The 22,018-nt window shown below is 44.1% G+C and carries 28 protein-coding genes; all 28 read right to left on the bottom strand.

The genetic code is table 11. The features are described 5' to 3' along the window. The 28 genes from VIO64_RS01810 to VIO64_RS01675 all read right to left on the bottom strand — a co-directional run bounded on the left by VIO64_RS01810 (nucleotide 1) and on the right by VIO64_RS01675 (nucleotide 21,963). Nucleotides 1-2,829 (bottom strand): phage tail tape measure protein, encoded by a 2,829-nt coding sequence (locus VIO64_RS01810; RefSeq protein ID WP_331914639.1) that lies wholly within the window; start codon nucleotides 2,827-2,829, stop codon nucleotides 1-3. A 34-nt stretch (nucleotides 2,830-2,863) separates the two neighbouring features. Further along, nucleotides 2,864-3,127 (bottom strand): phage tail assembly chaperone, encoded by a 264-nt coding sequence (locus VIO64_RS01805; protein ID WP_331914637.1) that lies wholly within the window; start codon nucleotides 3,125-3,127, stop codon nucleotides 2,864-2,866. Between the two features lie 17 nt (nucleotides 3,128-3,144). After that, nucleotides 3,145-3,486, bottom strand: a complete 342-nt coding sequence (locus tag VIO64_RS01800) for a hypothetical protein (protein WP_331914635.1) — start codon at nucleotides 3,484-3,486, stop codon at nucleotides 3,145-3,147. 5 nt (nucleotides 3,487-3,491) lie between these two features. Further along, nucleotides 3,492-4,109 carry a hypothetical protein gene (locus tag VIO64_RS01795; RefSeq protein WP_331914633.1) on the bottom strand — a complete coding sequence of 206 codons (618 nt, stop codon included), beginning with the start codon at nucleotides 4,107-4,109 and terminating at the stop codon, nucleotides 3,492-3,494. A 13-nt stretch (nucleotides 4,110-4,122) separates the two neighbouring features. Then, nucleotides 4,123-4,509: a phage tail tube protein gene (locus VIO64_RS01790; RefSeq protein ID WP_331914631.1), complete on the bottom strand. Its 387-nt coding sequence runs from the start codon at nucleotides 4,507-4,509 to the stop codon at nucleotides 4,123-4,125. Then, the gene (gp17, locus tag VIO64_RS01785; RefSeq protein WP_331914629.1) at nucleotides 4,510-4,914 is read right to left on the bottom strand and encodes a tail completion protein gp17; all 405 of its coding nucleotides are present in this window, start codon (nucleotides 4,912-4,914) and stop codon (nucleotides 4,510-4,512) included. A gap of 4 nt (nucleotides 4,915-4,918) precedes the next feature. After that, entirely contained in the window at nucleotides 4,919-5,326 is a 408-nt protein-coding gene (locus tag VIO64_RS01780; protein WP_331914627.1) for an HK97-gp10 family putative phage morphogenesis protein, read from the bottom strand. Beyond that, complete coding sequence (locus tag VIO64_RS01775) at nucleotides 5,326-5,712, bottom strand: phage head closure protein (protein WP_331914625.1); 387 nt, start codon at nucleotides 5,710-5,712, stop codon at nucleotides 5,326-5,328. The genes VIO64_RS01780 and VIO64_RS01775 overlap by 1 nt, the downstream gene beginning before the upstream one ends. Before the next feature lie 4 nt (nucleotides 5,713-5,716). Next, complete coding sequence (locus VIO64_RS01770) at nucleotides 5,717-6,001, bottom strand: head-tail connector protein (RefSeq protein ID WP_331914827.1); 285 nt, start codon at nucleotides 5,999-6,001, stop codon at nucleotides 5,717-5,719. A gap of 16 nt (nucleotides 6,002-6,017) precedes the next feature. Continuing rightward, nucleotides 6,018-6,239, bottom strand: a complete 222-nt coding sequence (locus VIO64_RS01765; RefSeq protein ID WP_331914623.1) for a Head fiber protein — start codon at nucleotides 6,237-6,239, stop codon at nucleotides 6,018-6,020. Between the two features lie 7 nt (nucleotides 6,240-6,246). Further along, on the bottom strand, nucleotides 6,247-7,440 hold the full coding sequence (locus VIO64_RS01760; protein WP_331914621.1) for a phage major capsid protein: 1,194 nt from the start codon (nucleotides 7,438-7,440) through the stop codon (nucleotides 6,247-6,249). Nucleotides 7,441-7,453: 13 nt separating this feature from the next. Further along, nucleotides 7,454-8,155 carry a head maturation protease, ClpP-related gene (locus VIO64_RS01755; protein ID WP_414705224.1) on the bottom strand — a complete coding sequence of 234 codons (702 nt, stop codon included), beginning with the start codon at nucleotides 8,153-8,155 and terminating at the stop codon, nucleotides 7,454-7,456. Next, nucleotides 8,139-9,383, bottom strand: a complete 1,245-nt coding sequence (locus VIO64_RS01750) for a phage portal protein (RefSeq protein WP_333783857.1) — start codon at nucleotides 9,381-9,383, stop codon at nucleotides 8,139-8,141. The genes VIO64_RS01755 and VIO64_RS01750 overlap by 17 nt, the downstream gene beginning before the upstream one ends. 75 nt (nucleotides 9,384-9,458) lie before the next feature. After that, nucleotides 9,459-9,791 carry a hypothetical protein gene (locus VIO64_RS01745; protein ID WP_331914617.1) on the bottom strand — a complete coding sequence of 111 codons (333 nt, stop codon included), beginning with the start codon at nucleotides 9,789-9,791 and terminating at the stop codon, nucleotides 9,459-9,461. 113 nt (nucleotides 9,792-9,904) lie between these two features. Then, complete coding sequence (locus VIO64_RS01740) at nucleotides 9,905-11,509, bottom strand: terminase large subunit (protein ID WP_331914615.1); 1,605 nt, start codon at nucleotides 11,507-11,509, stop codon at nucleotides 9,905-9,907. Nucleotides 11,510-11,582: 73 nt separating this feature from the next. After that, nucleotides 11,583-12,029, bottom strand: a complete 447-nt coding sequence (locus VIO64_RS01735) for a gamma-glutamylcyclotransferase family protein (protein ID WP_331914823.1) — start codon at nucleotides 12,027-12,029, stop codon at nucleotides 11,583-11,585. Between the two features lie 131 nt (nucleotides 12,030-12,160). Beyond that, the gene (locus VIO64_RS01730) at nucleotides 12,161-13,063 is read right to left on the bottom strand and encodes an amidoligase family protein (RefSeq protein ID WP_331914613.1); all 903 of its coding nucleotides are present in this window, start codon (nucleotides 13,061-13,063) and stop codon (nucleotides 12,161-12,163) included. A 126-nt stretch (nucleotides 13,064-13,189) separates the two neighbouring features. Next, entirely contained in the window at nucleotides 13,190-13,420 is a 231-nt protein-coding gene (locus VIO64_RS01725; protein ID WP_331914611.1) for a DUF4314 domain-containing protein, read from the bottom strand. Further along, nucleotides 13,417-14,091 (bottom strand): virulence factor, encoded by a 675-nt coding sequence (locus VIO64_RS01720; protein WP_331914609.1) that lies wholly within the window; start codon nucleotides 14,089-14,091, stop codon nucleotides 13,417-13,419. Before VIO64_RS01720 ends, VIO64_RS01725 begins: the two co-directional genes overlap by 4 nt. Before the next feature lie 110 nt (nucleotides 14,092-14,201). Beyond that, nucleotides 14,202-16,154 carry a DNA cytosine methyltransferase gene (locus VIO64_RS01715; RefSeq protein WP_331914607.1) on the bottom strand — a complete coding sequence of 651 codons (1,953 nt, stop codon included), beginning with the start codon at nucleotides 16,152-16,154 and terminating at the stop codon, nucleotides 14,202-14,204. Beyond that, nucleotides 16,147-17,376, bottom strand: coding sequence for a site-specific DNA-methyltransferase (locus VIO64_RS01710; RefSeq protein ID WP_331914605.1), 1,230 nt, complete (start codon nucleotides 17,374-17,376; stop codon nucleotides 16,147-16,149). Before VIO64_RS01710 ends, VIO64_RS01715 begins: the two co-directional genes overlap by 8 nt. Further along, the gene (gene metK / locus VIO64_RS01705) at nucleotides 17,357-18,535 is read right to left on the bottom strand and encodes a methionine adenosyltransferase (RefSeq protein WP_331914603.1); all 1,179 of its coding nucleotides are present in this window, start codon (nucleotides 18,533-18,535) and stop codon (nucleotides 17,357-17,359) included. The genes VIO64_RS01710 and metK overlap by 20 nt, the downstream gene beginning before the upstream one ends. 23 nt (nucleotides 18,536-18,558) lie before the next feature. Continuing rightward, nucleotides 18,559-19,098, bottom strand: a complete 540-nt coding sequence (locus VIO64_RS01700; RefSeq protein WP_331914601.1) for a P27 family phage terminase small subunit — start codon at nucleotides 19,096-19,098, stop codon at nucleotides 18,559-18,561. Nucleotides 19,099-19,223: 125 nt separating this feature from the next. Beyond that, complete coding sequence (locus tag VIO64_RS01695; protein ID WP_331914599.1) at nucleotides 19,224-19,574, bottom strand: HNH endonuclease; 351 nt, start codon at nucleotides 19,572-19,574, stop codon at nucleotides 19,224-19,226. A 122-nt stretch (nucleotides 19,575-19,696) separates the two neighbouring features. After that, nucleotides 19,697-20,113 (bottom strand): DUF1492 domain-containing protein, encoded by a 417-nt coding sequence (locus VIO64_RS01690; RefSeq protein ID WP_331914597.1) that lies wholly within the window; start codon nucleotides 20,111-20,113, stop codon nucleotides 19,697-19,699. Continuing rightward, nucleotides 20,110-20,346 (bottom strand): hypothetical protein, encoded by a 237-nt coding sequence (locus VIO64_RS01685; RefSeq protein WP_331914595.1) that lies wholly within the window; start codon nucleotides 20,344-20,346, stop codon nucleotides 20,110-20,112. Before VIO64_RS01685 ends, VIO64_RS01690 begins: the two co-directional genes overlap by 4 nt. Beyond that, complete coding sequence (locus VIO64_RS01680) at nucleotides 20,343-21,701, bottom strand: DEAD/DEAH box helicase (RefSeq protein WP_331914593.1); 1,359 nt, start codon at nucleotides 21,699-21,701, stop codon at nucleotides 20,343-20,345. Before VIO64_RS01680 ends, VIO64_RS01685 begins: the two co-directional genes overlap by 4 nt. Then, nucleotides 21,682-21,963 (bottom strand): VRR-NUC domain-containing protein, encoded by a 282-nt coding sequence (locus tag VIO64_RS01675; protein WP_331914591.1) that lies wholly within the window; start codon nucleotides 21,961-21,963, stop codon nucleotides 21,682-21,684. Before VIO64_RS01675 ends, VIO64_RS01680 begins: the two co-directional genes overlap by 20 nt. Nucleotides 21,964-22,018 lie beyond the last annotated feature (55 nt).

The following is a 22,018-nucleotide window of genomic DNA, read 5'->3' as shown; positions in this document are numbered from 1 at the left end:
CTATCTAAATGCCTTGTGGGCGCTTGGGTTTTTACCGTATCTGTCCTTGTTGGCAGAAAGGTCGGCTGCAATCAAATCCACCACACCCATTAGTTCACCCTTGTCATTTACACCCTTTACAGTGATTGTTCCGGTATGGTCAATCATAAGGCTTTCGTTCATTCCAACTCCTGCTGCTTCAAGTGCAGGCTTTCTGAACTGGGGATTCAAAACCGCCTGAAGGTTTGCCTCCATAGCAGGAATTCCTGCCTTGATTCCGTCCTTCAGCATATTGATGAGATTGGGTGCCCAAGTATCCGCATTGGAGCCAGGACCCTCTTTTGTCGGTGATCCGAATCCTAGAAAGGATTTTATGCTGTTTGCAACACCAGTTACTGCATCCTTTACTCCGCCTGCCATGGACTTGATTCCGCTCACTAAATTCCCCATCATGTTTTTGCCCCAATTCCATGCATTGCCTACAACATCACCAACTACCGAGCCAATCTTTCCGAATGCTCCCGAAACTGCTCCGACAAGGTTACCCACGAAATTTGTAACCCCTGAAACCATATTTGAGAAGCAGGAGAGAACCCCATTTACAAGGTCGGGAACGATTGAACCGCCAACCAAGGCATACCACAAACCTTTGAAGAATGAGATAATTCCTTCAACAAACCCCTTCACCAGATTGACTATGGTCATGAACAGGTTTGACAGCATACTCCATGCCGCCTTGGCGGCTTCCACAAGGAAGTTCCACGCACCTGCCCAGTCACCGTTGATGATGGCAACCACAAAACCGATGAGGTTTACAATAAAGTTAACCGCTCCAAGCACCGCCTGTATAAATGGCCCCAGTGCCTGAATAATTCCGTTCAATACTCCCACAGCTATACCCATCACCACAGCAATTGCCGCTCCTATTGCTATAAATACAGGCTGCAAAAGTGTCCAAAGTTGCTGAATCACACCCCAAAGTGAAAATATCAGAGTCTTGATACTCTCCCATATGGGGGTAAGGTAGCTTGCAAACTGAGCAAAGGATGCAAAAAGCTGTGCCAGTATTGGTTGAACAAAAGCAAGGATTCCATTGAAAATGCTGACCGCAGTATCAAATATCTGCTGTCCGTATGTGTTCCAGAAGTTCCAGATGCCTGTCACCACATCACTGACAATTGTAAAAATGGTCTGCATCACCGGTTGTATAACCGAAATCAGACCATTGAAAACTGTGCTGACCACTGCACCGATTCTATAAAAAGCAGTTTCCCAACCACTCGCTGTGCTGCTTAAGCCACCGCCTTTGAACCCGTTAATAAACATATTGAAGGCTTTTACTGCATTTGCTGCAAAACTCTTTATAAAGCTGAGGACATTGCCAAATACCTCGGTAAATTTTGCTTTTATGCCGGGTAACACCTCGGCAACCTTGCCTTGGATAAAACCAAGCACCTCCTTGAAGGTTGCCTGTATGTCACCCCATACTGATAGCACTGAATTCCTGAACCCTTCATTGGTGTTCATCAGCCAGATGAAGCCTGCCACCAATCCTGCTATCGCCACCACAATCAAACCTATGGGTGAGGCAATAAAAGAAATTGCTCCTGCAAGCACTGACAGTCCCGAGGATAATCCACCCAAAATCATGAGCAAGGGTCCAACCGCAGCAACCGCAGCTAAAATTATGGTGACCCATTTACGGATTTCGGGATTCAATTCCATGTATTTGTTCACAAGAATGGTTGCCTTGTCGGCAAGCTGCTTTAATATAGGAAGAAAGGCTTTACTTGAAACAATCTGCAGGGTTTCAATGGAGCCTTTTAACTGTTCGAGTGAACCTTTAAGGTTGTTCATTCTCTCTGCTGCAACATCAGTAGCAGTAACTTTGCCCATCTCGGCTTGCATCTTGTTTAAACCGTCTGCACCCTCTTTGTATAGGATATTGGCTGCACGAATAGCATCCGAGCCAAATAGAGTCTCCATTGCCTGAAGTCTCTGTGCATCGGTAAGATTTTTCATACTACTTTGAAGTAACCCTGCAATTTCAGCCATACTCTTCAACTTGCCCTGAGCATTGAAGAAGGCACTTGTGCCTTGTTCTGTGGTAAGTCCTAGTTCTTTAAACAGCTTTGCCTGTTTGTCTGTGGAGGGTTGGAGGTTCATAAGCATTGTCTTGAGTGAAGTTCCTGCATCCGAACCCTTCAAGCCGTTGTTGGCAAATGCCGCCAAGGCAGTGCTTGTATCCTTGAAGGATAGTCCAACAGAACTCGCCACAGCGGAACAGGCTGATAGGCTGAACTTCATTTCAGACACACTTGTTGCAGAGGCATTCGCCGCTCCGGCTAATATATCAGCCGCCTGTGACACATTAAGACCATCGGCTCTGAAGGAATTTAAAACTGTTGAGGCAATTTCAGCAGCATCCGCAAGTTCAAGTTCACCAGCCGCCGCCAAAGATAATGCACCTTTTAGTCCACCACCCATGATGTCTTTTACACTTACACCAGCCTTGATGAGTTCCTCAATGCCAGATGCCGCTTCCTTGGCGGAATACTTGGTTTCTGCACCCATTTTAAGTGCCAAATCCTCAAGCTGTTTCATTTCCTCGCCAGTGGCACCCGATACAGCCTTTACGCTACTCATCCCGGCTTCAAAATCTGCTCCGGCTTTAAGTGATGCCGCTGCCATTCCTGCAAGAGGAAGTGTTAACGCAGCAGACATTGTTTTTCCCGCACCTGAAAGCTGTTTTCCCACATTTGACATGGTATCCTGTGCTTCCTGCAATCCTTTCTTCAAACTGCCTATGTCTGCAGTGACTTTCACCACCAGATTCCTTATTACTGCCATCCGTCCACCTCCTTCCAAGCATCAAAAAGGGACTTTACCATGGTCCGGCAAGTCCCTTCTGCTTTGCTATCTTTATTAGTTCTTCCTTTGTATATGCTTTCTTCTGTGCTTTAGGCTTTCGCTTTTTCATTAATGTCTCAAGCTTTGGCAGCTTCTTGGCTCTTGCAAAGGCTTCCACATGCCATGCAAGGTAGAGAAGATCACTGGTTTTTCGCTCCTCTCTTGCAACAAACCCTTCAGCCATGAGATTGAATTCAAAAGGTGTCAGCCTCCAGAATTCATCCGGCGAAATACCCATAACACCGACCGCAACCTTTAGGAGTCTGTACCAGTCCCAGTCTTCTCCTTTGCCGCTGTCGGCTTCTTCCCGTTTTTTCTTCCGAATGCCTCGGTCATCGCCTCGCCCAATTTTTCAGCCACCGTATTGATATCTGAAAAATCGTCAATCAGTTCTCCGACCCTTTCTGGTGTAAGGTTTTTATCCTCATGGTACAACCCTGCGTAGATAATGGTTCTCATATCTTTCACGCTGATGTTGTCCAAGTCCAGCTTACTGATTGGCTTTCCAATCATTTCTTCCACACGAACCAGTGCGTTGAGTCCGAAACGCAGACCCCTCGGTTTATCCAGTTCCAAAGTCACACTCTGTTTTGCCATTTTTGTTAACCCTCCCTGTAATATAGGGCACCAACACCCTGAATTTCTATTGATTCATTCACCACATCATCAACGGCAGCTTCAACTCCATCTGATTTGATGATTCCGTAACCTTCATACCTTGCCTTTGAAGCGGTAGTATCCACATAAAGTGCAATGATTACCTCCTGCCCAAGCCTTGAGAAGAATTCATCATCGCCCCAGTAGCTTTCAGCTGAGGCAGAAAACTCCTTGATGGAAGTGATAAATTCCTTCCAGCCGTTAGACATGAAGGTGGTGGTCTCTGGTGTTTCCATGCCAAGTTCGGCAGACCAGCTGAAGAAACCGCCATGTTGCTCCACGGTTACTGATTTCCCGCTGACCAGAACGATATCCTCACCATCCTTTGCTTCTTCAAAGACCACAACCCCGCCACAGTATTCAACTTCAAAGCCTGTGGTCTGAACCTCTCCATTCACCTTAACTGTAACTGGTGAATTCTTATCCCAATAGCGTTTGGTGCTATCTGAAATCGTAAATTTTCTTAAACTTAGGTCTGCCGTTGTTGCTTCATCTGTAAATGTTACTGGTGCATCATCTGTTTGAACAAATACACCGCCAACCTTTCCAGCTATTTCACCCATCTAAAAGCACCTCCTATGTGTAAGCCAATGCGCCATTACCCTGAAACTCTATGGAAATGGTCACGATGTCATCCACCGGGTCTTCCACCGACAGACTTGAGATGATTGCCTGCCCGTTATAATAGTTGGTGTTGTTGACATACAACTTCAAGTCAACCTCGGTTCCGTTTAAAAACGCATTCTGCAGAGCCGCCTGTCCATTGGCATCCGTGTGTACGTTATACGCCCCCTCAGCACTTGCCGACCACTCTTTGAGACCTGCGATGAAATTTTTCCACTCATCACCGAAGGCTGTGGTCTCCAAGGTATCAATTCCCAGTTCCAAAGACCAGTTGTTTAGAGCGGTTACCGCATTGGCACCAATCATGACCTTTCCTTTTTTTCCTGCTGTTCCAGCCATTTATATCACCCTTTCTTCATAATGAAATTGAAAATCCATGTGGCAATACCAGCCACCAGTGTCTGGCTCGTAGCCTTCAACCTCTCCCAGCATTAGAACAGCACCTATGTCAGTTCCATCAGTGCCGCCCATAAGCCCTGAGAAGTTTTGAAGGCAAAGCCGTATTTCCTCTGCCAGCGCCTTGCACTGGGCATATGTTTCAGCCCTTGCCGATATTTGAAATACCGGTGTTGTGTATCCGGTATCACCTTGTAATGAATGAAGCCTTTCTCCCGATATCTTTTGATAAGTCACGGCAGGAAGGCTTTTGTTTTGAGGGATCATCAAAGGATAAATCCTATCCTGAACAATCGCCTTCACTCCAACTACATTGCTTAAATGTGTATATAAGGCTTCCTCAAACATCCGATCACCTCGCTTTTCCGACTGCACGGCTGAGTTCACTTGTTACCTTTTCGGATATTTTCTCCTTGTTCTCATCCACCGCAGGTCTCATGAACGGTTGTGCAGCTTGGTTTTCAGTGCCAAGTTCGACAAAAGTGCCGTAGTATTCTTCCTTGCCCGGCTTTACCCTTACATCTGCTTTATAGGGTGTGCTTTTTCCAACCTCAAGCTGAAGGCTGCTTTTAAGCTTTCCAGTTCTAACAGGACACCTTCTTTTAGCATCATCAAGAGCAATTTTCCCTCCTGCCTCCGCAGCTTGAAGCAGAACATTTTCAGCATTCTGCCCCATTTCCTTCAGAATTTTTATAATTTCTTCCGCACCCTCAATCTCGGCTTTAACCTTTTTTGCCCTTGCTGAATAACTCCTTGCCATCAGACCACCTCCTCATGCTCCTTGCAGAGTAGGTACAGTGCAATATTTCTCTCATCCTTGTTGGAAACATGAAGGATATCAAGGCTTTTCTCCTTGAACAACACTCTCATTTGGGTGTTAACTCCCTCAACATACCGTATGATGATCTGCACCGTACTTTCCGCATGAAGCTGTTGAGCGGCAAATAACTCCTTGCCCGACAAAGGTTCCACACTTGCTGATACCTCTGCAAAATCACTCCATACTTTTCTTTCCTCTCCAAATGAATTCTTTGAGGAGATATATGTCTGAAGCTTGATTCTGTGTCTTAGCTTCCCGATGGAGAGCAGAGGCTTTGACATGCTGCCTTGCCCGACATATTGTCTTTTTTGATTATTCCAAGCCATAGCCTCACCACTCCTTATTCCGGTATGCCGTCAGCAATAGTGCCGAAGTTTCCTGTAGTTTTTTTACATCCACATTTTCACGAAACTCATAGAACTGTGACACCACATACCAGATTGTTGTTTTTACAAGTTCCGGCAGCACTCCATCATCTTCAGTAAAATCTGAAAGAGAGAAGCGGAGGACACCTTCTACGATATCCTCCGCCGCTGTTATAAAACTGGTTACAAGGGTGTCCTCGTGGTCTGAATCAAGTCTTAGAAATGCTTTTGTTTCTTCTAATGTGACCACCAAAGCCAACACCTCCTTATTCTGAAGCCATGACTCCCGCAGCTTTCAGCTTTGCAAGAAGGTTATTAAAATCCGATTTCAAATCGGAAATTGTTGTGGCGGTACTGTCAGACTGTGTTTCAGCAGGCTTCAGTTCATCACCATCAAAAGTGAGTTTCCCTCCGGCGGTAATCTCAAGAGTACCGCCGATTACTGTCTTTTCGCCACCTTGCTCGGTATAGTTTTTAACATTACTCATGGTTCACCTACGCTTTCTGCTGAAGAACCTTGATGGCTTCAGCAAGAATCAGCTTACCGTCAACCCTCTGTGTTGCCATGAAACCAACCTGGCCGGTTGCTGCGAACAATTCGTTCAATCTCTTAAAGGCTCTGCCTTGACGATCTGCAACCCAGTAGTAAGAGAAGTCTCCGAATGCAATAGTCTTGGCTGCAGCCTCAATTGTTGGCACAAAAGAAGATGTCAGCACAGGTCTTGTCAGAATTGTATCGGGAGTTCCTGCTGTCAAAGAAGGAGTCCACAAATACTGGCCATTGCCGTCTTTCAACTTTCTGATTGCTTTGACTGTGGCATCGTTCATCACAAAGGTTGCATTCTTACGGTATGGTGCTTTAAGGCTGAAGAATAAATCCATAACCTCATCCACCGTAATCGCAGTTGCACTTGCAGCAGTCACGCCAACCCCTGCACCACCTGTTGCATTGAAAATACCCGTAGGCTTTCCTGTACCATTTCCAATGAAGAATGCTTCCTCTTCCTTGGTCCCGATTCTTCTGGCAAACTCCTTGGCAATATAGCTTTCAAGGTTGAAAATGCTATCGTTCAAGAGTTCCTCTGAAACCTTAATCATGGTTGCAAGTTTGTATGCTCCAATTGAAACCTGCCCAAAGCTGTCATCACTTTCTGGAATTGCACCTTCCTCATCAACCCATGAAGCATTGCCTTTGGTAGCCACAACAGGAATTTTCTTATCTCCGCTTGATGTGGTGATTACCTTGGCAAGCTTCCTGAAAATGTTTTCCTCAAGCAAGGCTTCAACCAAGGTGCGTTCAAATTCATCCGGCACCAGGTAACCGCCTTCCGAATCAGTTCCAATCTGCAAAGCGTTCTGGACATCATAGCTGTTTTTATTTCTCATAGCTTTCCAGAAGGACTGTCTGTATTCATCGGTTGCCCTTCCTGTCTTTTCAACTCCTGCTCCAGCAGGTCTGTTGGTAATAGGAGCATTAACAGGCTTTGAAAGTTCGATATCCAGTGTCTGCTGTCTTTCCAGCCTGTCGATTTCCTTGCCAAGATTTACAACCTCAGCTTCCATTTTTTCATAGGTTGCAGTATCCTCTGCAGAAACTATGCCGTCATTGCCTCTCTTGGCATCAAGGAATGCTTTTGCAGCTTCCCATGCCTTCGCTCTCTTTTCAACCAGTTCTAAAATTCTGTTCATATTGGGTTCCTCCTTAAATTTTTAAGAGGTCAAGCCTCTTGTATAATGTGTTTGCATCTGTTCCATCCTGCTTTGCCTTTTGCGGCAGCTTGCTTATAAGTGAATTGGTCACTGCCATTCTGCTGAATATGACACCCTCTGGTGCTGACGCCTTACCGCTTTCATCAGAAAAAAGAATCCCATCCGCAAAGCCTAACTCCACAGCCTTATTGGCATTGAACCAACTTTCAGCATCCATCAGATGTGAAAGCTTTGCTCTTGAAAGTCCGGTTTTGAGTTCATAAGCATTGATAATGCTTTCCTTGACTTCGGACAGCATAGCGATTGCTTTTTCCATTTCAACCGTGTCTCCAAAGGCAATGGTCATAGGGTTGTGAATCATAAAAAGTCCGGTGGGAGAGATAAGCACATCTCCACCTGCCATTGCAATTACAGAAGCTGCACTTGCTGCGATACCGTCAATCTTTACAGTGACCTTGCCCCTGTAGTCCATCAGCATGTTGTAAATCTGGCTTGCAGCAAAAACATCACCACCCGGAGAGTTAATCCAGATGGTGATGTCACCAGTTCCATTCATTAATTCATTTTTGAATTGCTTGGGTGTCACCTCATCCCCAAACCAAGTCTCCTCGGCTATTGCACCCTCAAGGTACAAGGTTCTTGAGTCATCCTCATTTTTGACCCAGTTCCAAAATTTCTTATTCAAGTTTTCCATCCTCCTTTGCTCCAGTATTTGCACCAGCAAATGCTCCGGCATCTGCAAGCTTTGTCATGTTTCCGTTTATCAGATAGAGATCACCTCCAAGTTCCTCCGGTATCCTGTTGAGATTCTCCAGCTCACGAATATCATTTGAGGAGAGCCAGCCATTCTGTCTGCCGACTGAATAGCCATTCATCCTACTCTGATAATCACCCCTTAAAAGTCCATCCACATTAAACTTCACGAAATAGTCACGTTTTTCCGTTGGTAGAAGCAAGGCTCTCTGCATTGCCTGTTCCCAACGCACCACCCAAGGGTCAAGTGTGTATTTCACAAACTCAAGGCTCTGCTGCTCAATATTGGAGAAACTGGACTTTTCAAGGTCGCCAATCATGTGTGGCGGTATCCTGAAAATGCGAGCAATCTCATTCAGCTGAAACTTCCGGGTAGCAATAAACTGTGCTTGTTCGGGAGGTATCCCTATCGGAGAAAACTTCATACCTTCCTCCAAAACAGCTACCCTGTGGGCATTTCCACTACCCTGATACACCGAATTCCAACTCTCACGCACACGTTTTGGGTCTTTCACCACTCCCGGATGTTCAAGAACTCCTCCGGGATTAGCACCATTGGCAAAAAACTTGGCTCCGTATTCCTCGGTGGCTATAGCCATACCGATGGCATTCTTGGCCATGGCTATGGGGGAATAACCCATAAGACCATCAAATCCAAGTCCCGGAATATGCAGAACCACATCACTTTTTAAAGTTGCTGTACCTGCATCCGTTTGGTACTGATAAAAAACCTGTCCTTTGGAATCCCTGTCCACCGTCATTTTGTCTGGGAGCAGGGGATAAAGTGCTAAAACCCTGCCGTTTCTATCACGGACTATCTGGGCGTAGGCATTTCCCCATAATAAAAGATGACTCATCAGTGTTTCACGAAACACAAATGAAGTCATCTCGGGGTTTGGCTCGTCATGTAGCAAGTAGTATAGCTGATGGTCGATTGCTTTATCTTTTCCCCTGTCAGTATACTTGTAGGTGTGGAGCGGTAGGCTTGCCAATGTTTCAGCAAGAATTCTGACACAGGCATAAACTGCGGTTGTCTGCATCGCCGTTCGCTCATTCACAGCCTTACCACTACTTGTGCTACCAAAGAAAAAACTGTAGGCAGAACCTAAAAGGCTGTTGCTTGGCTTGTCTCTCGCTTTGAAAAACTTATCAAAAATTGGTATCTGCATTTGCTCACCTCCTAAAAATGGGCAAGAAAAAAGCACCTTCGTTTTTGAAGATGCTCAGTTTTTATTAATACTTAATTAGTTTGTACACAATTTCTCCAACAGCTTATTTGCTTCAATCACTGCCTCTGGAAAGTCTTTTTTAACTCTACTTGAATCTATGATTTTCTCAAGTGCCTCAATAATTCTTCTGCTGTTGATAATTCTCATGAGTGAATTTACTCTAACATTTGTTCCAGTTTCATTTTTATCTGGACCGTTTCCTTTGCTGTAGATGCTTTGGATGAATTGTTTTTTAAATTCCCTGTCATCATTTAGTTTTTCAATATTAGCTAATACCACCTCAGAATATAGTCCAACAAACCATGCACCTGCTGCAGTAAAAGCATCATCAAATTGCTTGTCTGTCATTTCAAACACCTCCTGCAAAAACTATATCACAGAAAAGTGCTGTTTGTTCTTAGCAAATATAATTGTTAACAACCGTCTTTAATCAGTTGTGATTATACTCGGCTGCAAGTTTTTTATAGAATTAGAATCCCTCTTTCATCATACACACTTCCACTGAAGCCACCATGCCGAATTGCCCTGTCAAGTGCCATGATTGTTGCCACAGCACCGTCAATTTTTTCAGTAGACTTTTCCTTGTCCGGCTTTATATTTCCTGCCGGGTCAGTTCTTACAAAAATATTATCCATCATCCACCGAAGAACAGGATGACCTCCGTGCGCCAATTTTCCTTCAAGTGTCAGCTTCATCAATTCCTTTGTTGGCGGAGACATATCTTTGAAACCCTGTCCAAAAGGTACCACTGTGAATCCCAAACCTTCAAGGTTCTGAACCATCTGCACCGCACCCCATCGGTCAAAGGCAATTTCCTTTATGTTGTACTTAGTTCCGAGTTCTTCAATAAAGTTTTCGATAAAACCATAATGGACCACATTACCCTCAGTGGTTTTCATATGCCCTTGTCGCTCCCACACATCATAGGGAACATGATCCCTTCTTACCCTCAGGTCTATATTATCCTCCGGAATCCAGAAGAACGGCATAACCACATACTTGCCATCATCGTCTATAGGTGGGAATATAAGCACAAAAGCCGTAATATCGGTTGTGCTTGAAAGGTCAAGTCCACCATAGCATTCCCTACCAAGGAGTTCATATGGGTCAACTCTGAAATCACATTTATCCCATTTCTCCATCGGCATCCATCTGACAAATTGCTTCACCCACTGGTTCAGCCTAAGCTGCCGGAACAGATTCTCCTCTGCCGGATTCTGTTTTGCATTTTCACAGGCAATCTGAATTTTTTCTATATCAACAGTTATGCCGATAGATGGATTTGCCTTTGCCCATACCTTTGGGTCAGTCCAATCATCGTTTTCACCTGCACCATAAATAATAGGATAGAAGGTGGGGTCGATTTTTCTTCCTGCCAATATATCCTCAGCCTTTTGGTGTACCTCCCAGCAAATAGAGTGCCGATCTGTCCCAGCTGTGGTGATCAGAAAATATAATGGTTGCTTTCTTGCATCCCCCGAGCCGTGGAGCATAACATCATAAAGGTTTCTGTTGGGCTGTGCATGAAGTTCATCGAACACAACACCGTGAACATTCAAGCCATGTTTGGTATAAGCTTCAGCTGAAAGCACTTGATAGAAGCTTCCAAGCGGTTTATATACCAACCGCTTCTGAGACAGCACTGGCTTTATTCTTGCTTTCAGAGCCGGGCATTGCTCCACCATATCTACAGCCACATCAAAAACAATGGATGCTTGCTGTCTGTCCGAGGCACAACCGTAAACCTCACCGCCATGCTCATGGTCACCGCAGGTCAATAATAGAGCAACCGCAGCAGCCAATTCAGACTTTCCTTGCTTCTTGGCAATTTCAATATACGCAGTATTGAACTGCCTGTATCCGTTTGGTTTCATCACACCAAAGAGGTCACGGATTATTTGCTCCTGCCAGTCAATAAGTTCAAAGGACTGTCCATGCCATTCACCCTTGGTATGTTTAAGGCAATTTATAAATGCAACAGCATTATCTGCTGAATCTTTTTTATATACCGAGCCATCCGCTTTGAAGATGGTCGGTTTGTATTTTTTCAGTTTTCGTATAACCATCCTCCTCCTTCAAAGAGATGAAAAAAAGAACCCCGGCTTGGAGTTCTTGAAAACATAATTTTTACTTTAATTTCTACAATGCTTGTTTTGCTGAATTCCTTACTGCATCATCGAGGAGGTTACTGTCAAAACCTGCAGAATTGTATCCCTGCAAGATGGTGTTGTAGTAATATCTACTTGGAGAACCAAGCGGTCTGCCATCATTCATGATATACACAATGACCTTGACCCATTGCTTTCCCATTCTCACCTTCAACCATTCCTTCCTGTAGAAGTGTGGCCAACCTTCATAACGGTCAAGAGCCGCTTCATCCGAAGGCTCGAGTTCCCAAACCAACACCGGAACTGAACTATCCTTTTTCTTTTCAACCGTGGCAACCGCTCCACCATTTCCGCCTCTGAAAAGAAGTTCATACCCATTCAGTTTTGCATTCCCAATAACCTTTGCAGTAGGGCATCGGTAAGCCATCTGCTCTAAATTGAGGTTACTGCCGTAAGCTATATATTTAATTTTTCCCATAATCACTTCACCCTTTCCGTTACCCTGTGGTGTCTTTGTACCAAGGGCATCTTGAAACCCTATACTTCCCCAAGCAGGAATTGCTTCTGCCAACAGAGGCGGTTTGAGCGCCCCTGTTGGCAAGGATTCATCTATGCCGCTGTGCGAAATCGCCAAGCGGCTGACCCGCTGAGTGCCTTGCAAAGATGCTCTCTGCAGTTTTTGAACTCGTCTCCGATAAGTCCTATGCGGTTTAAGTAAGTCCTCATTGCGAACTTTTCGTTTTCGGTTTGGTTTTTCCTGCTACTTGCACTCTTTTGGGTCAGTGCCTGCTTGTTCAAGGCAAGGGCAAGGATTATGTAGCTTCTTATTTTTCCTGCATGCAAGGTGCTGTTGAATCCCCTGAGTTCGACCGTATGGTTGCCGGTGAAAAAGCTGTGGAGATTCAAAAAGTGGTATCGGCTTGAATGGTAGTGTCTGTCCCTGTTTTCATTGTAACCGCTATACCAAATCTTCTCAATGGCATCCATGGTCTTTGGCTTTTTGCGGTTCATGGTGCTTACAAGGCTTTCATCCATCTTCTTGCAAAAACGCATTCTGTCGGGTTCAATCTCAAGTGCTTTGTAGAAAAGGTCGTTCTTGCTTGCGATGATATTTATAAAGTTTTTGATGCTCCTTGGGTTATGGTTTCCGCCGTCAAGGTGTATGTGAATTCCGCAGGTGCTGTTTGTGAAGGCTCCTGCTTTTCTAAGCTGTCTGACCATCTCCTGCAGAGTTTGAATATCGCCCTCATAGGTAAGGATGGGGCTGACCAGTTCAACCTTGTAGGTGTCGCCTGCTGATTGCGTCCTGCCGTTTTCCTTTGTCTCAGGTCTTACGCTTGCATCGCTCATCACCTGCCAAACCCTACCGTCCGGTGCTGTGATTTTTCTGCAATCGTAGCCATTGTTTGTACATTGGATGGTTCCGTTTAAGAATTTACCTACTGCCTCTGCAGCCTTAGCCCTTGTGATTCCTGTAAATTCAATTTCGATTCCAAACCTTGTGTTTTTCATAACCTTGCCACCTTTCAAAGTGTGTTTTTCCCCTTCGGGTATATACATATATCACTCTAAAAGGACTATATAGCAAGGCAATAAGGCATAATAAAACACACTTTATTATGCCTGTATAGCTTGACTTTACTGTGTTTCTATCACTCTGCAGCTATCCTCTCCATAAACAATTCCAAGACTTGAACCCGAGTCCCATCTCACATGAATGGTTCCAATGTCATCCACTGAAATTACAGTTCCGGTTTCTCCCCTTGATAGGTCGGAATATGGGTCATTCATTCTTAACAGTTCAACCCTCGTTCCGGGAGGATACTTTTTTCGAAGAAGCAGAAGTTGTTCCTTTGAAATATTGCTCATGCCGATGCCACCTCCTGAATACTATGCTGTTCACTTTTGAATGCAGCATTGCCAGAAAGTCTGCCGAGAAGGATTTTCCTCTCGGTTTTATATTCATCCCCGATGAAACCTAATCGGAGGAGAAAGCACCTCATTGCATATTTTTCATTTTCCACAGCTTTCTCTTTTGCCGAGCAGTATTTAAGTGCCTTTGCCTGCTGACTCAATTTTTCTGCAAGAAGGATGAATGCCTTTACCTCGTCAAAATTTAATGTTGCATTAAAAAACGTAAATTTAATTTCTGATTCTGTATCTAATGAAACTGTCCAATCTTGCTCTGCAGGTCTTGAAAGTGATTTTTCAAGCAAATTTGCTTTGCTTTTTATTAGTGCTGACAAGTTTTGAAGCGTCACTTCATTGTGTCCTTCAGTAGAAAATGTAATGCAAAGGTCACCCTCGGCTGTCAATTCTGGAAGATTCAAAGCATCAAGCACTTTCTTATAATCTAGGATTTGGTTTGTGTCAAAGGTTGGGGAATAAACAATTCCGTCTCTGTCTATACTCCAGCCACCAATTTCGTAAGCATAAGATGGAACACCTGAGTATTTCACCTGCTGACCGGTTGCTTCGGCAATGATTGCAGCCATTCCTTTTCTTTCAACACCTGTTACCTTTTGAGAAAATTTAACCATTTACCTCGCTCCTTTCAATTAAAGTAATTTCAGCACTTTTGAGCATAAAAAATACCTACCTTTCTTTCTTGGTAAGTACATATATCACTCTAAAGCTGTGAAATAGCAAGTCATTCATCACTATTAATTTTGTTTTCATGCACCCAAGCAATACCAGCGAGAACAAAGCATACACACGGAAGTGCAACACCGTTACCCCACATTTTATATTCCGCAGCATCAGAGTAAGGATTTTGAAGCCACTTTATAATCTGACTTCTGGTTTTGGCTTTCGTGCTTGTTCCCATGATATTTCGATGTTCCTCAAAAACTCTGCGCCACCAGTCGGTTTCCTCATCTGATGGATTCTCTGTTTCAAGGTTCAAACACCAATCTGCAGGAAATCCTTGTAGTAATGCACATTCAGTAGGGGTAAGCCTTCTGACTGTATACTCAGCTTCAACTACTCCATTATGACAGCCGGGGCAAGTTCCATTAACCAGAGTATTGGCTTTTCCATCCGTTCTGAAACACTGGCTTTCAGCTTTCATATAGGGATAGAAGCTTCCCGGTTGTGCCACAGCATGGGGACCCTTTGCAACAAGTGTCTGTGATTGCTCCTCCTGAATACTTATATCAAATTGGGCATTCTGACCTTGATTAAAACTTGCCCTGTCCAAGCTATAAGCAACAGCATGGCGGTCGGCAGTATTTAAGGTAAAGCTGACATCTTCATTGATGCCATCACCCTGTGGTCCATTTTTATCGGCTCTCCCAATCATGCTTCCTTGAAGGGCAACCACGGCAATTCCGCCTTGATTGCAGGAAGGATTTCCACCAGTTCCGTCAAGGGTTCTGCTCGTCTCGGCTTCATAAATTCCACTGTTGGGATTGCCCGAGAGCATTGAATTGCTTTTATCAGAGCAGATGCCATAAGCTTTTGGCACAAAAACCGTCTGCTCATTATTACAAGAGAGGGTTGCCGATTTATCCTCCTGCACCAATGCACCTTTCCCTCCACCTTCACAGCCGGAACGAATTTTCATTGTTGCAGGCTTCAGATCACAATTCGGTTCAAAAACACACTGGGTTCCTTTATAGTCGGTGCCAGTAAGTGTGTTTGCTTTGTCCTCGGTTACGGTCAGAGCGTATTGACGCTCATTCATAACCAACGGCACATTTCCTCCACCGGTACCCATACTGGAAGTTAATGTTTGAATTTTACCACTGTCATCAATCTTAACTCTGCTGTCTGCAGGATGGTTTTCAATGGCAACCGCAAGCTGATTATCTCCCATATCTGCTCGTAGGGTACAGGTTGAGTCCTTCCAACAGTGACCGCCTAATCTTGAAGCCGCTCCCGGTTCAAAGCAGACTGGCGCTCCAATGCAACCCTCAGCATCTCCGGTAGTTGTTTCCCTCTGTTGGATGCCCTTCGGAGAATACCCTGACAAGCTTTCGAACTCAAATAATATTTTCCCGGCACATTGGTCTGTAAAATCTGCGACAAGGTAGATTCTACGGCGTCTTTGGGCGACTCCCCAAAATTGTGCATCAATGGTTCGCCAGGCAACAGAAAAATCATCTCCCAAGATTTCTCCCGCACACAACCATTTGTCCTTTTCAGGCATAGGAACATCAACGGCTTCATCTTTAATCTTTGCGATTTCGGTAATGACTGCCCTGAAATCTTCTCCCTTTCCGCTTGAGAATGCGCCCGGCACGTTCTCCCACACGATAAATCGTGGATACATTCCATTGGTTTTACACCTCATTTCCTTGATAATTCTGATGGCTTCATGGAAAAGAACTGACTGTTTTCCTTCAAGTCCCGCTCTTTTTCCTGCCACAGACATGTCGGTGCAGGGTGAACCGAAGGTTATAATATCCACTGGCTCAATTTCTGCACCATTTATTTTTGTTAAATCCCCATAGTGTTTTACAAATGGGAGCTTCTTGGATGTCACTCTGATAGGGAAGGGTTCAATTTCACTTGCCCATACAGGAATTATTCCGTTTATCACCGCACCCAAAGGAAATCCTCCGCTCCCATCAAAAAGGCTGCCAAGTGTAAGATTACTCATCGGCAGCCACCACCTTGCTATGTGGAATTTCAACACCATCCCTCATAAGGAACACATCATTATCCGAACCCTGCTGTTCTATAAACCGCTTCACAATCACATCTGCATATTTTTCATCCAACTCAATGGTGTGGCATATTCGCTCCGTCTGTTCACAGGCAATCAATGTTGAACCACTTCCGCCAAAAGGATCAAGTACAATGCTGTTGGTAAGACTTGAATTCATTATTGGGTATGCCACCAAAGCAATGGGCTTCATTGTCGGATGGTGCTTTGATTTGGTTGGTCTGTCAAAGTTCCAGGTGGTACGCTGCTTTCTGTCCCCATAGAATTTATGTCCTGCGGTTGGCTTCCAACCTACAAGAACAGGCTCATGACTGTATTGATAATCACAGCGTCCTAAAACAGGAGAATTCTTAATCCAAATGCAGGTCTGATGACAGAAGAAACCCGCATCCTTAAATGCTGTTCTGAAATTCACTGTCTCCCTGTCTGCATGGAAAACGTAAATCGAACCACCATCTGCAAGGCTGTCATACATACCTTTGTAAGCCGAGAGCAGGAAATCATAAAACTTTTTGTCATCCATGTTGTCATTCCGAATTGTTCCGGCAGTACCTTCATAAGCCACATTATACGGCGGGTCTGTTACAACAAGGTTTGCTTTTTTACCGTCCATCAAAGCTTTATAGGTTTCAGCCTTTGTGCTGTCACCGCAGATAAGCCTGTGCCTTCCAAGAATCCAGATGTCTCCCTGTTTGGTAACGGGGTTTTCAGGAAGAGGCTCGTCAAAGCCATCTTCCTTGATTTTGTTATTTATCTTATCTTTGAAAAGTTCATCAATTTCAGCAGCATCAAAACCTGTCAATGAAATATCAAAGGCACTGTCATTCAAATCTGAAATGAGCAGTGCCAGTTTTTCATTGTCCCATTCTCCGCCTATTTTATTAAGAGCGATATTTAATGCCTTTTCCTTTTGTTCATCCAGTTCCACCACCACGCAGTCCACTTCCTCGAAACCCATCTGGTGAAGGATTTTCAATCTCTGATGTCCTCCCACCACATTGCCTGTGGTCTTGTTCCAGATAACCGGTTCCACATATCCGAATTCCTCAATGGAACGCTTCAACTTTTCAAATTCCGCATCGCCCGGCTTCAGGTCTTTCCTTGGGTTATAGTCTGCCGGGTTTAGAATATTGGTTTTAATTCTCTGTATGTTCAAGCTTTTTCACCGCCTCTTTCAGATCATATTTTTTATTTGTCCACTCCCAGTGATTTAAAAAGTTACTGAAATGTCCATAAACAGCGGTGTCTGCAAATCTCGCATCTCTTAAATGCAGCTTCTCAATGATTGCAGCAGGCCGTAAGTTGAAAACCTCAAGTACCGCATCACGGATTACAGAATCCGAAACAGTACCTGTCCCAAAGGTACAAACATCAACAGCCACTGGGTCAGCTTTGCCGATTGCATAAGAAATGCTTACCTCACACTTTTTGGCAAGATAAGCATCCAATACATTTTTAGCAATATACCGAGCCATATAGGCACCGGAGCGGTCAACCTTTGTTCCGTCTTTTCCACTGAAGGCTCCTCCACCATGGGAGGCAAGTCCTCCGTAAGTATCAACCATCAATTTTCTTCCTGTTAATCCAGTGTCAGCTTCGGGACCACCAAAAACAAATCTGCCGGAGGGATTTACAAGAATCTCCGTTTCCTCATCAAAGGGAAATGAGTCAAATGCATCCCACAGCACCCACTGAATTATGTCCTTCCTTAGCTCCTCCTGTGATTTCTCCGGAGAATGCTGAGTGGAAACAATAATGGTTTTGACCCTCTTGGGTATTTCATTTTCATATTCAATGGTAACCTGTGCTTTTCCATCAGGCATCAAGCCTTGAACCAAGCCATCTTTACGCACCTTGGTCAATCGCCTTGTGATATTGTGTGCCAGAACAACAGGGAGAGGAAGGTACTCTCTTGTTTCATCAGTTGCATATCCATATACAATACCCTGGTCCCCAGCTCCAATTTCCCCGTAAGGTTTGAATTCACCACCCCTTACTTCAAGTGCAGTGTCCACACCCATTGCAATATCAGTACTTTGATTATGAATATGCTCTACAATACTAAACCTCTTGGGGTCATATCCGACATCCTTCAAAACCACTCTGATAACAAGGGGAATATCAATTTTTGTTCTACAGGTGATTTCGCCCGCAACAACAATTTTGCCTTTGGTAGCCAACACCTCACAAGCCACACGGGATAGCTTGTCTTTTCTCAAACACGCATCCAAAATGCTGTCTGCAATAAGGTCGCACAGTTTATCGGGATGTCCCTCAGTCACACTTTCAGCGGTCAAATACTTTTTATTATTCATCTTCAGTCTCCAATCATAATTTTTTACCCTTTCCGGGCAGTCAGAAGTTTTTCCATCACATCGTCATGGGGATTGCTGTTTTTATAGTCTGTTGAACAGTTCTCACGAACCACTTGGTAAATCTGATACCAGATATTGTTTGCCTGCTTCATAAAGCTTTGGCTCGCTGAAACATAAGGTGACAGCATTGCATTTCCGGTCGTGGGGTGCTTTGCCAAGAAGCCAAATTCCGTAATGCATTCTTCGCACTGAATCCACCGGGAAACGCTCATTGCATATTGCTCCAGCATCTGTGCCGGGATAAGCTGTGAGCAATTTCGCTCTGACAGCCAGTTCCATGTTTTTTCATAAATATCTACAGCCATTAGGTCTTTACCGTTTTTCTGCTTGGCTGCAAGATACTCTCTTGGCGGTGGCATTGCCAACCCTTCCAGATTTGCTGTGTCAGAAAACTCAACAACAGAAAGCTTCCTCTTGCCGGGGTTTCCTTCCAGTAATTTATCAGCCAGTGCTTTCTTTTTTTGACCTGCACCGACTCTTGCACCGCCATGTCCATTTGCCATTTTTCATCACCTGCCTTTCCAAGAATCAAGCCGGGGGTATATACCCTTCTTGAAACTGCAATTTTTCGTGCGAAGGGGGGCGCCCGTTGCCCTGTGCAAAGGTAACAGGGATTTTGGCCCCCCCCCTAGCCCCATCTGCCACCTTCCTTTGCAGTGATAGTGCTGTGACAACTACTGCATAATGACATTAAATTCTCATCACTGCTGTCACCACCTTTGGACAGAGGTTTGATGTGATGCACCTCATTGGCAGGGGTTGTCTTCTTGTTTTTTAAACACTCCTCACAGAGTGGGTGAGCCTTAATGTATCTGTCTCTGATACGCTTCCATGCTCTGCCGTAACGCCTTTTCATAAGAGGCTGACGTTCTTTGTTGTACTGTCTGTCAATTTCCTTTTGATGCTTCTCGCAGTATCTGCCATTGGTAAGTTCAGGGCAGCCATTGATACTGCAAGGTCTTTTAGGTTTTAAAGGCACCTATTTCACCACCTTTTTAGGGCATAGAAAAAGCCACCAAAGATTTCTCTAAGATGGCTCGGTCTTGATGCTATTTTTCTACTCTAACAATAACAGATTTAAATACTGTATTTCTCTGTACTTTACTGTAATGTTGCAGGAACAACGATATAGGATAGTGCTTTTTTATGAACCTTGAATACATTATCGATACTGTAATTCATATCCACAGCAATCTGCTCGAAGGTCATAAAGCAGAGATACCTTTTTTCCAAGAGGGTTTGGTACTCTGTATTGCGAATTCTTTTTATAACCATAACAATCTCATGCTTCAGCCTTACAAGGCAATCGATATCATTGTTTATTTCTGCTTGCAAATCTATGATTTTACCCACTGCATCTGCCATTGTAGATGTCGCACGGTTTGGATTCCGTGGCATATCACTAAGAGTGGCGGTCGCTTTTGTTGCAAGAAGGTTCAAAGACTCAACTTGTCCTAGCTTAGAATTGATGCGCTGGTCAAGGCGATAAGCCTGGCCAAGGTATTCTTTTGCTGTCATATCGCTACCCCCTTATTTTTCATTTCTTCGTTCAGTTTACCGATAAGCATTTCACCATCAATACCAGTAAGCAGCTTGTAGAACTCTGAACGAAAAAACTGTTCAATTTGCTTTATTTGGTACTTTGCAGTTCTATCTTTAGGGTAAAGTGTAAGTGTTTGCAGTCCTTTTCTATAATCATTAACTGCCGATAACACAATGGCATTCGCTAAATTTTGATAATTATCGTTCATACATTAACTCCTTCCAAACTGGCTTTTACTGCAGCAATCAGTGCAGATTGTGCTTTATCTTTTTTCTCAAGTGCCATCATAATCCGTTCGTCAATGGTGTCTTTTGTTATGATGTGGTGTATTACAACAGTATCCGATGTTTGACCTTGCCGCCAAAGACGGGCATTGGTCTGTTGGTAAAGTTCAAGGCTCCAAGTCAGTCCAAACCATATCAAAGTGGAGCCTCCACTTTGAAGATTAAGTCCATGTCCTGCAGAGGCAGGATGGATAACAGCTACAGAAATATTGCCATTGTTCCAGTCGGAGATGTCTTTGGAAGTCTTAATCTCACGAACTTTGAATCGCTTTTGAATTCTATCTAAATCATGTTTAAACCAGTAAGCTACTAAAACAGGCTTGCCATTGGCGGATTCCAATAAATCCTCAAGGGCATCCAGCTTGCGATCGTGTATTTGAAAGACCTGCTTGCTCTCACCATACACAGCACCATTTGCCATTTGGCATAGTTTATTGGAAAGTGCTGCCGCATTGACTGCATCAATCTCCTCACCCTTAAGGGATAATACCAAGTCCTGCTTCAAGCTGTTATAGGCTTTGAGTTCCTTTTCTGAAAGAGTGACTTCTACTCGGTTGTTTAAACATTCCGGCATTTGCAAATAATCGGTACTCTTCATACTGATTGTGATGTCTGAAATAAGGCGATAGATTGCATCTTCAGCACCAACCTTCGGTTTATAGCTAAACACCATCTGCTGATTACGTTTGTCGGGGTCAAAGAAGTTGCTGCGGTAGTGAGTGATAAATCTTCCAAGTCGCTTGCCCATATCAAGGAGCCTGAACTCTGCCCATAAATCCATCAAACCATTACTGGAGGGAGTCCCAGTCAAACCAACAATGCGTTTTACCGTAGGTCTAACTTTCATAAGGCTTTTGAACCTTTTTGCACTATAGGATTTGAAGGAAGATAACTCATCTATGACCACCATGTCATAGTCAAATGGTAAGTCACTTTCATTTATCAGCCAGTCCACATTCTCACGATTAATAAGGTGGATATGAACTTTTTGCATGAGTGCCGCTTTTCGTTGAATCTCGCTGCCTACTGCCACTGAAAATGTAAGACCTTTTAGGTGATCCCATTTTTCAATTTCTGCAGGCCATGTATCCCTTGCAACCCTAAGTGGCGCAATAACAAGAACTTTGCAGGTTTCAAAGAAATCCAGGCAAAGGTCAAAAATTGCTGTTAGAGTTATAACGCTCTTGCCAAGTCCCATATCAAGCAGTACCGCTGAGATTGGGTGTTCTAATATGAATCTTGTTGCAAAAGTCTGATAATCATGAGGATTGTATTTCACTTAGAACCCCTCCAATCTGTGCGATATCGTCAATGCAGTAAACTAAAAAACCTAGCTGCTCCAGTTGCCTTTTTCGTTTTACTTGCAAAGGCCTTAATTTCTTCTGTGGTGCTTTTATTTCAACAAATGCAAACTTCCCTTGAGGTAAAAGCACCAAACGGTCAGGCACTCCATCCAAACCGGGAGATACAAACTTGGGGCAGATACCTCCCATATTTTTCACTGCTGTTACCAGCTTTTTTTCTATTTCTTTTTCAAGCATTTTCTGCCTCCTTCAAGCATCAGTGAATAATTGAGGGGTGTTTATGTAGGTCTTG

This window comes from Pseudobacteroides sp., from assembly GCF_036567765.1.
In the GTDB taxonomy this organism is placed as follows: domain Bacteria; phylum Bacillota; class Clostridia; order Acetivibrionales; family DSM-2933; genus Pseudobacteroides.
Note: the sequence above shows the minus strand (reverse complement) of the source record. Positions and strands in the feature narration are given on the sequence as shown.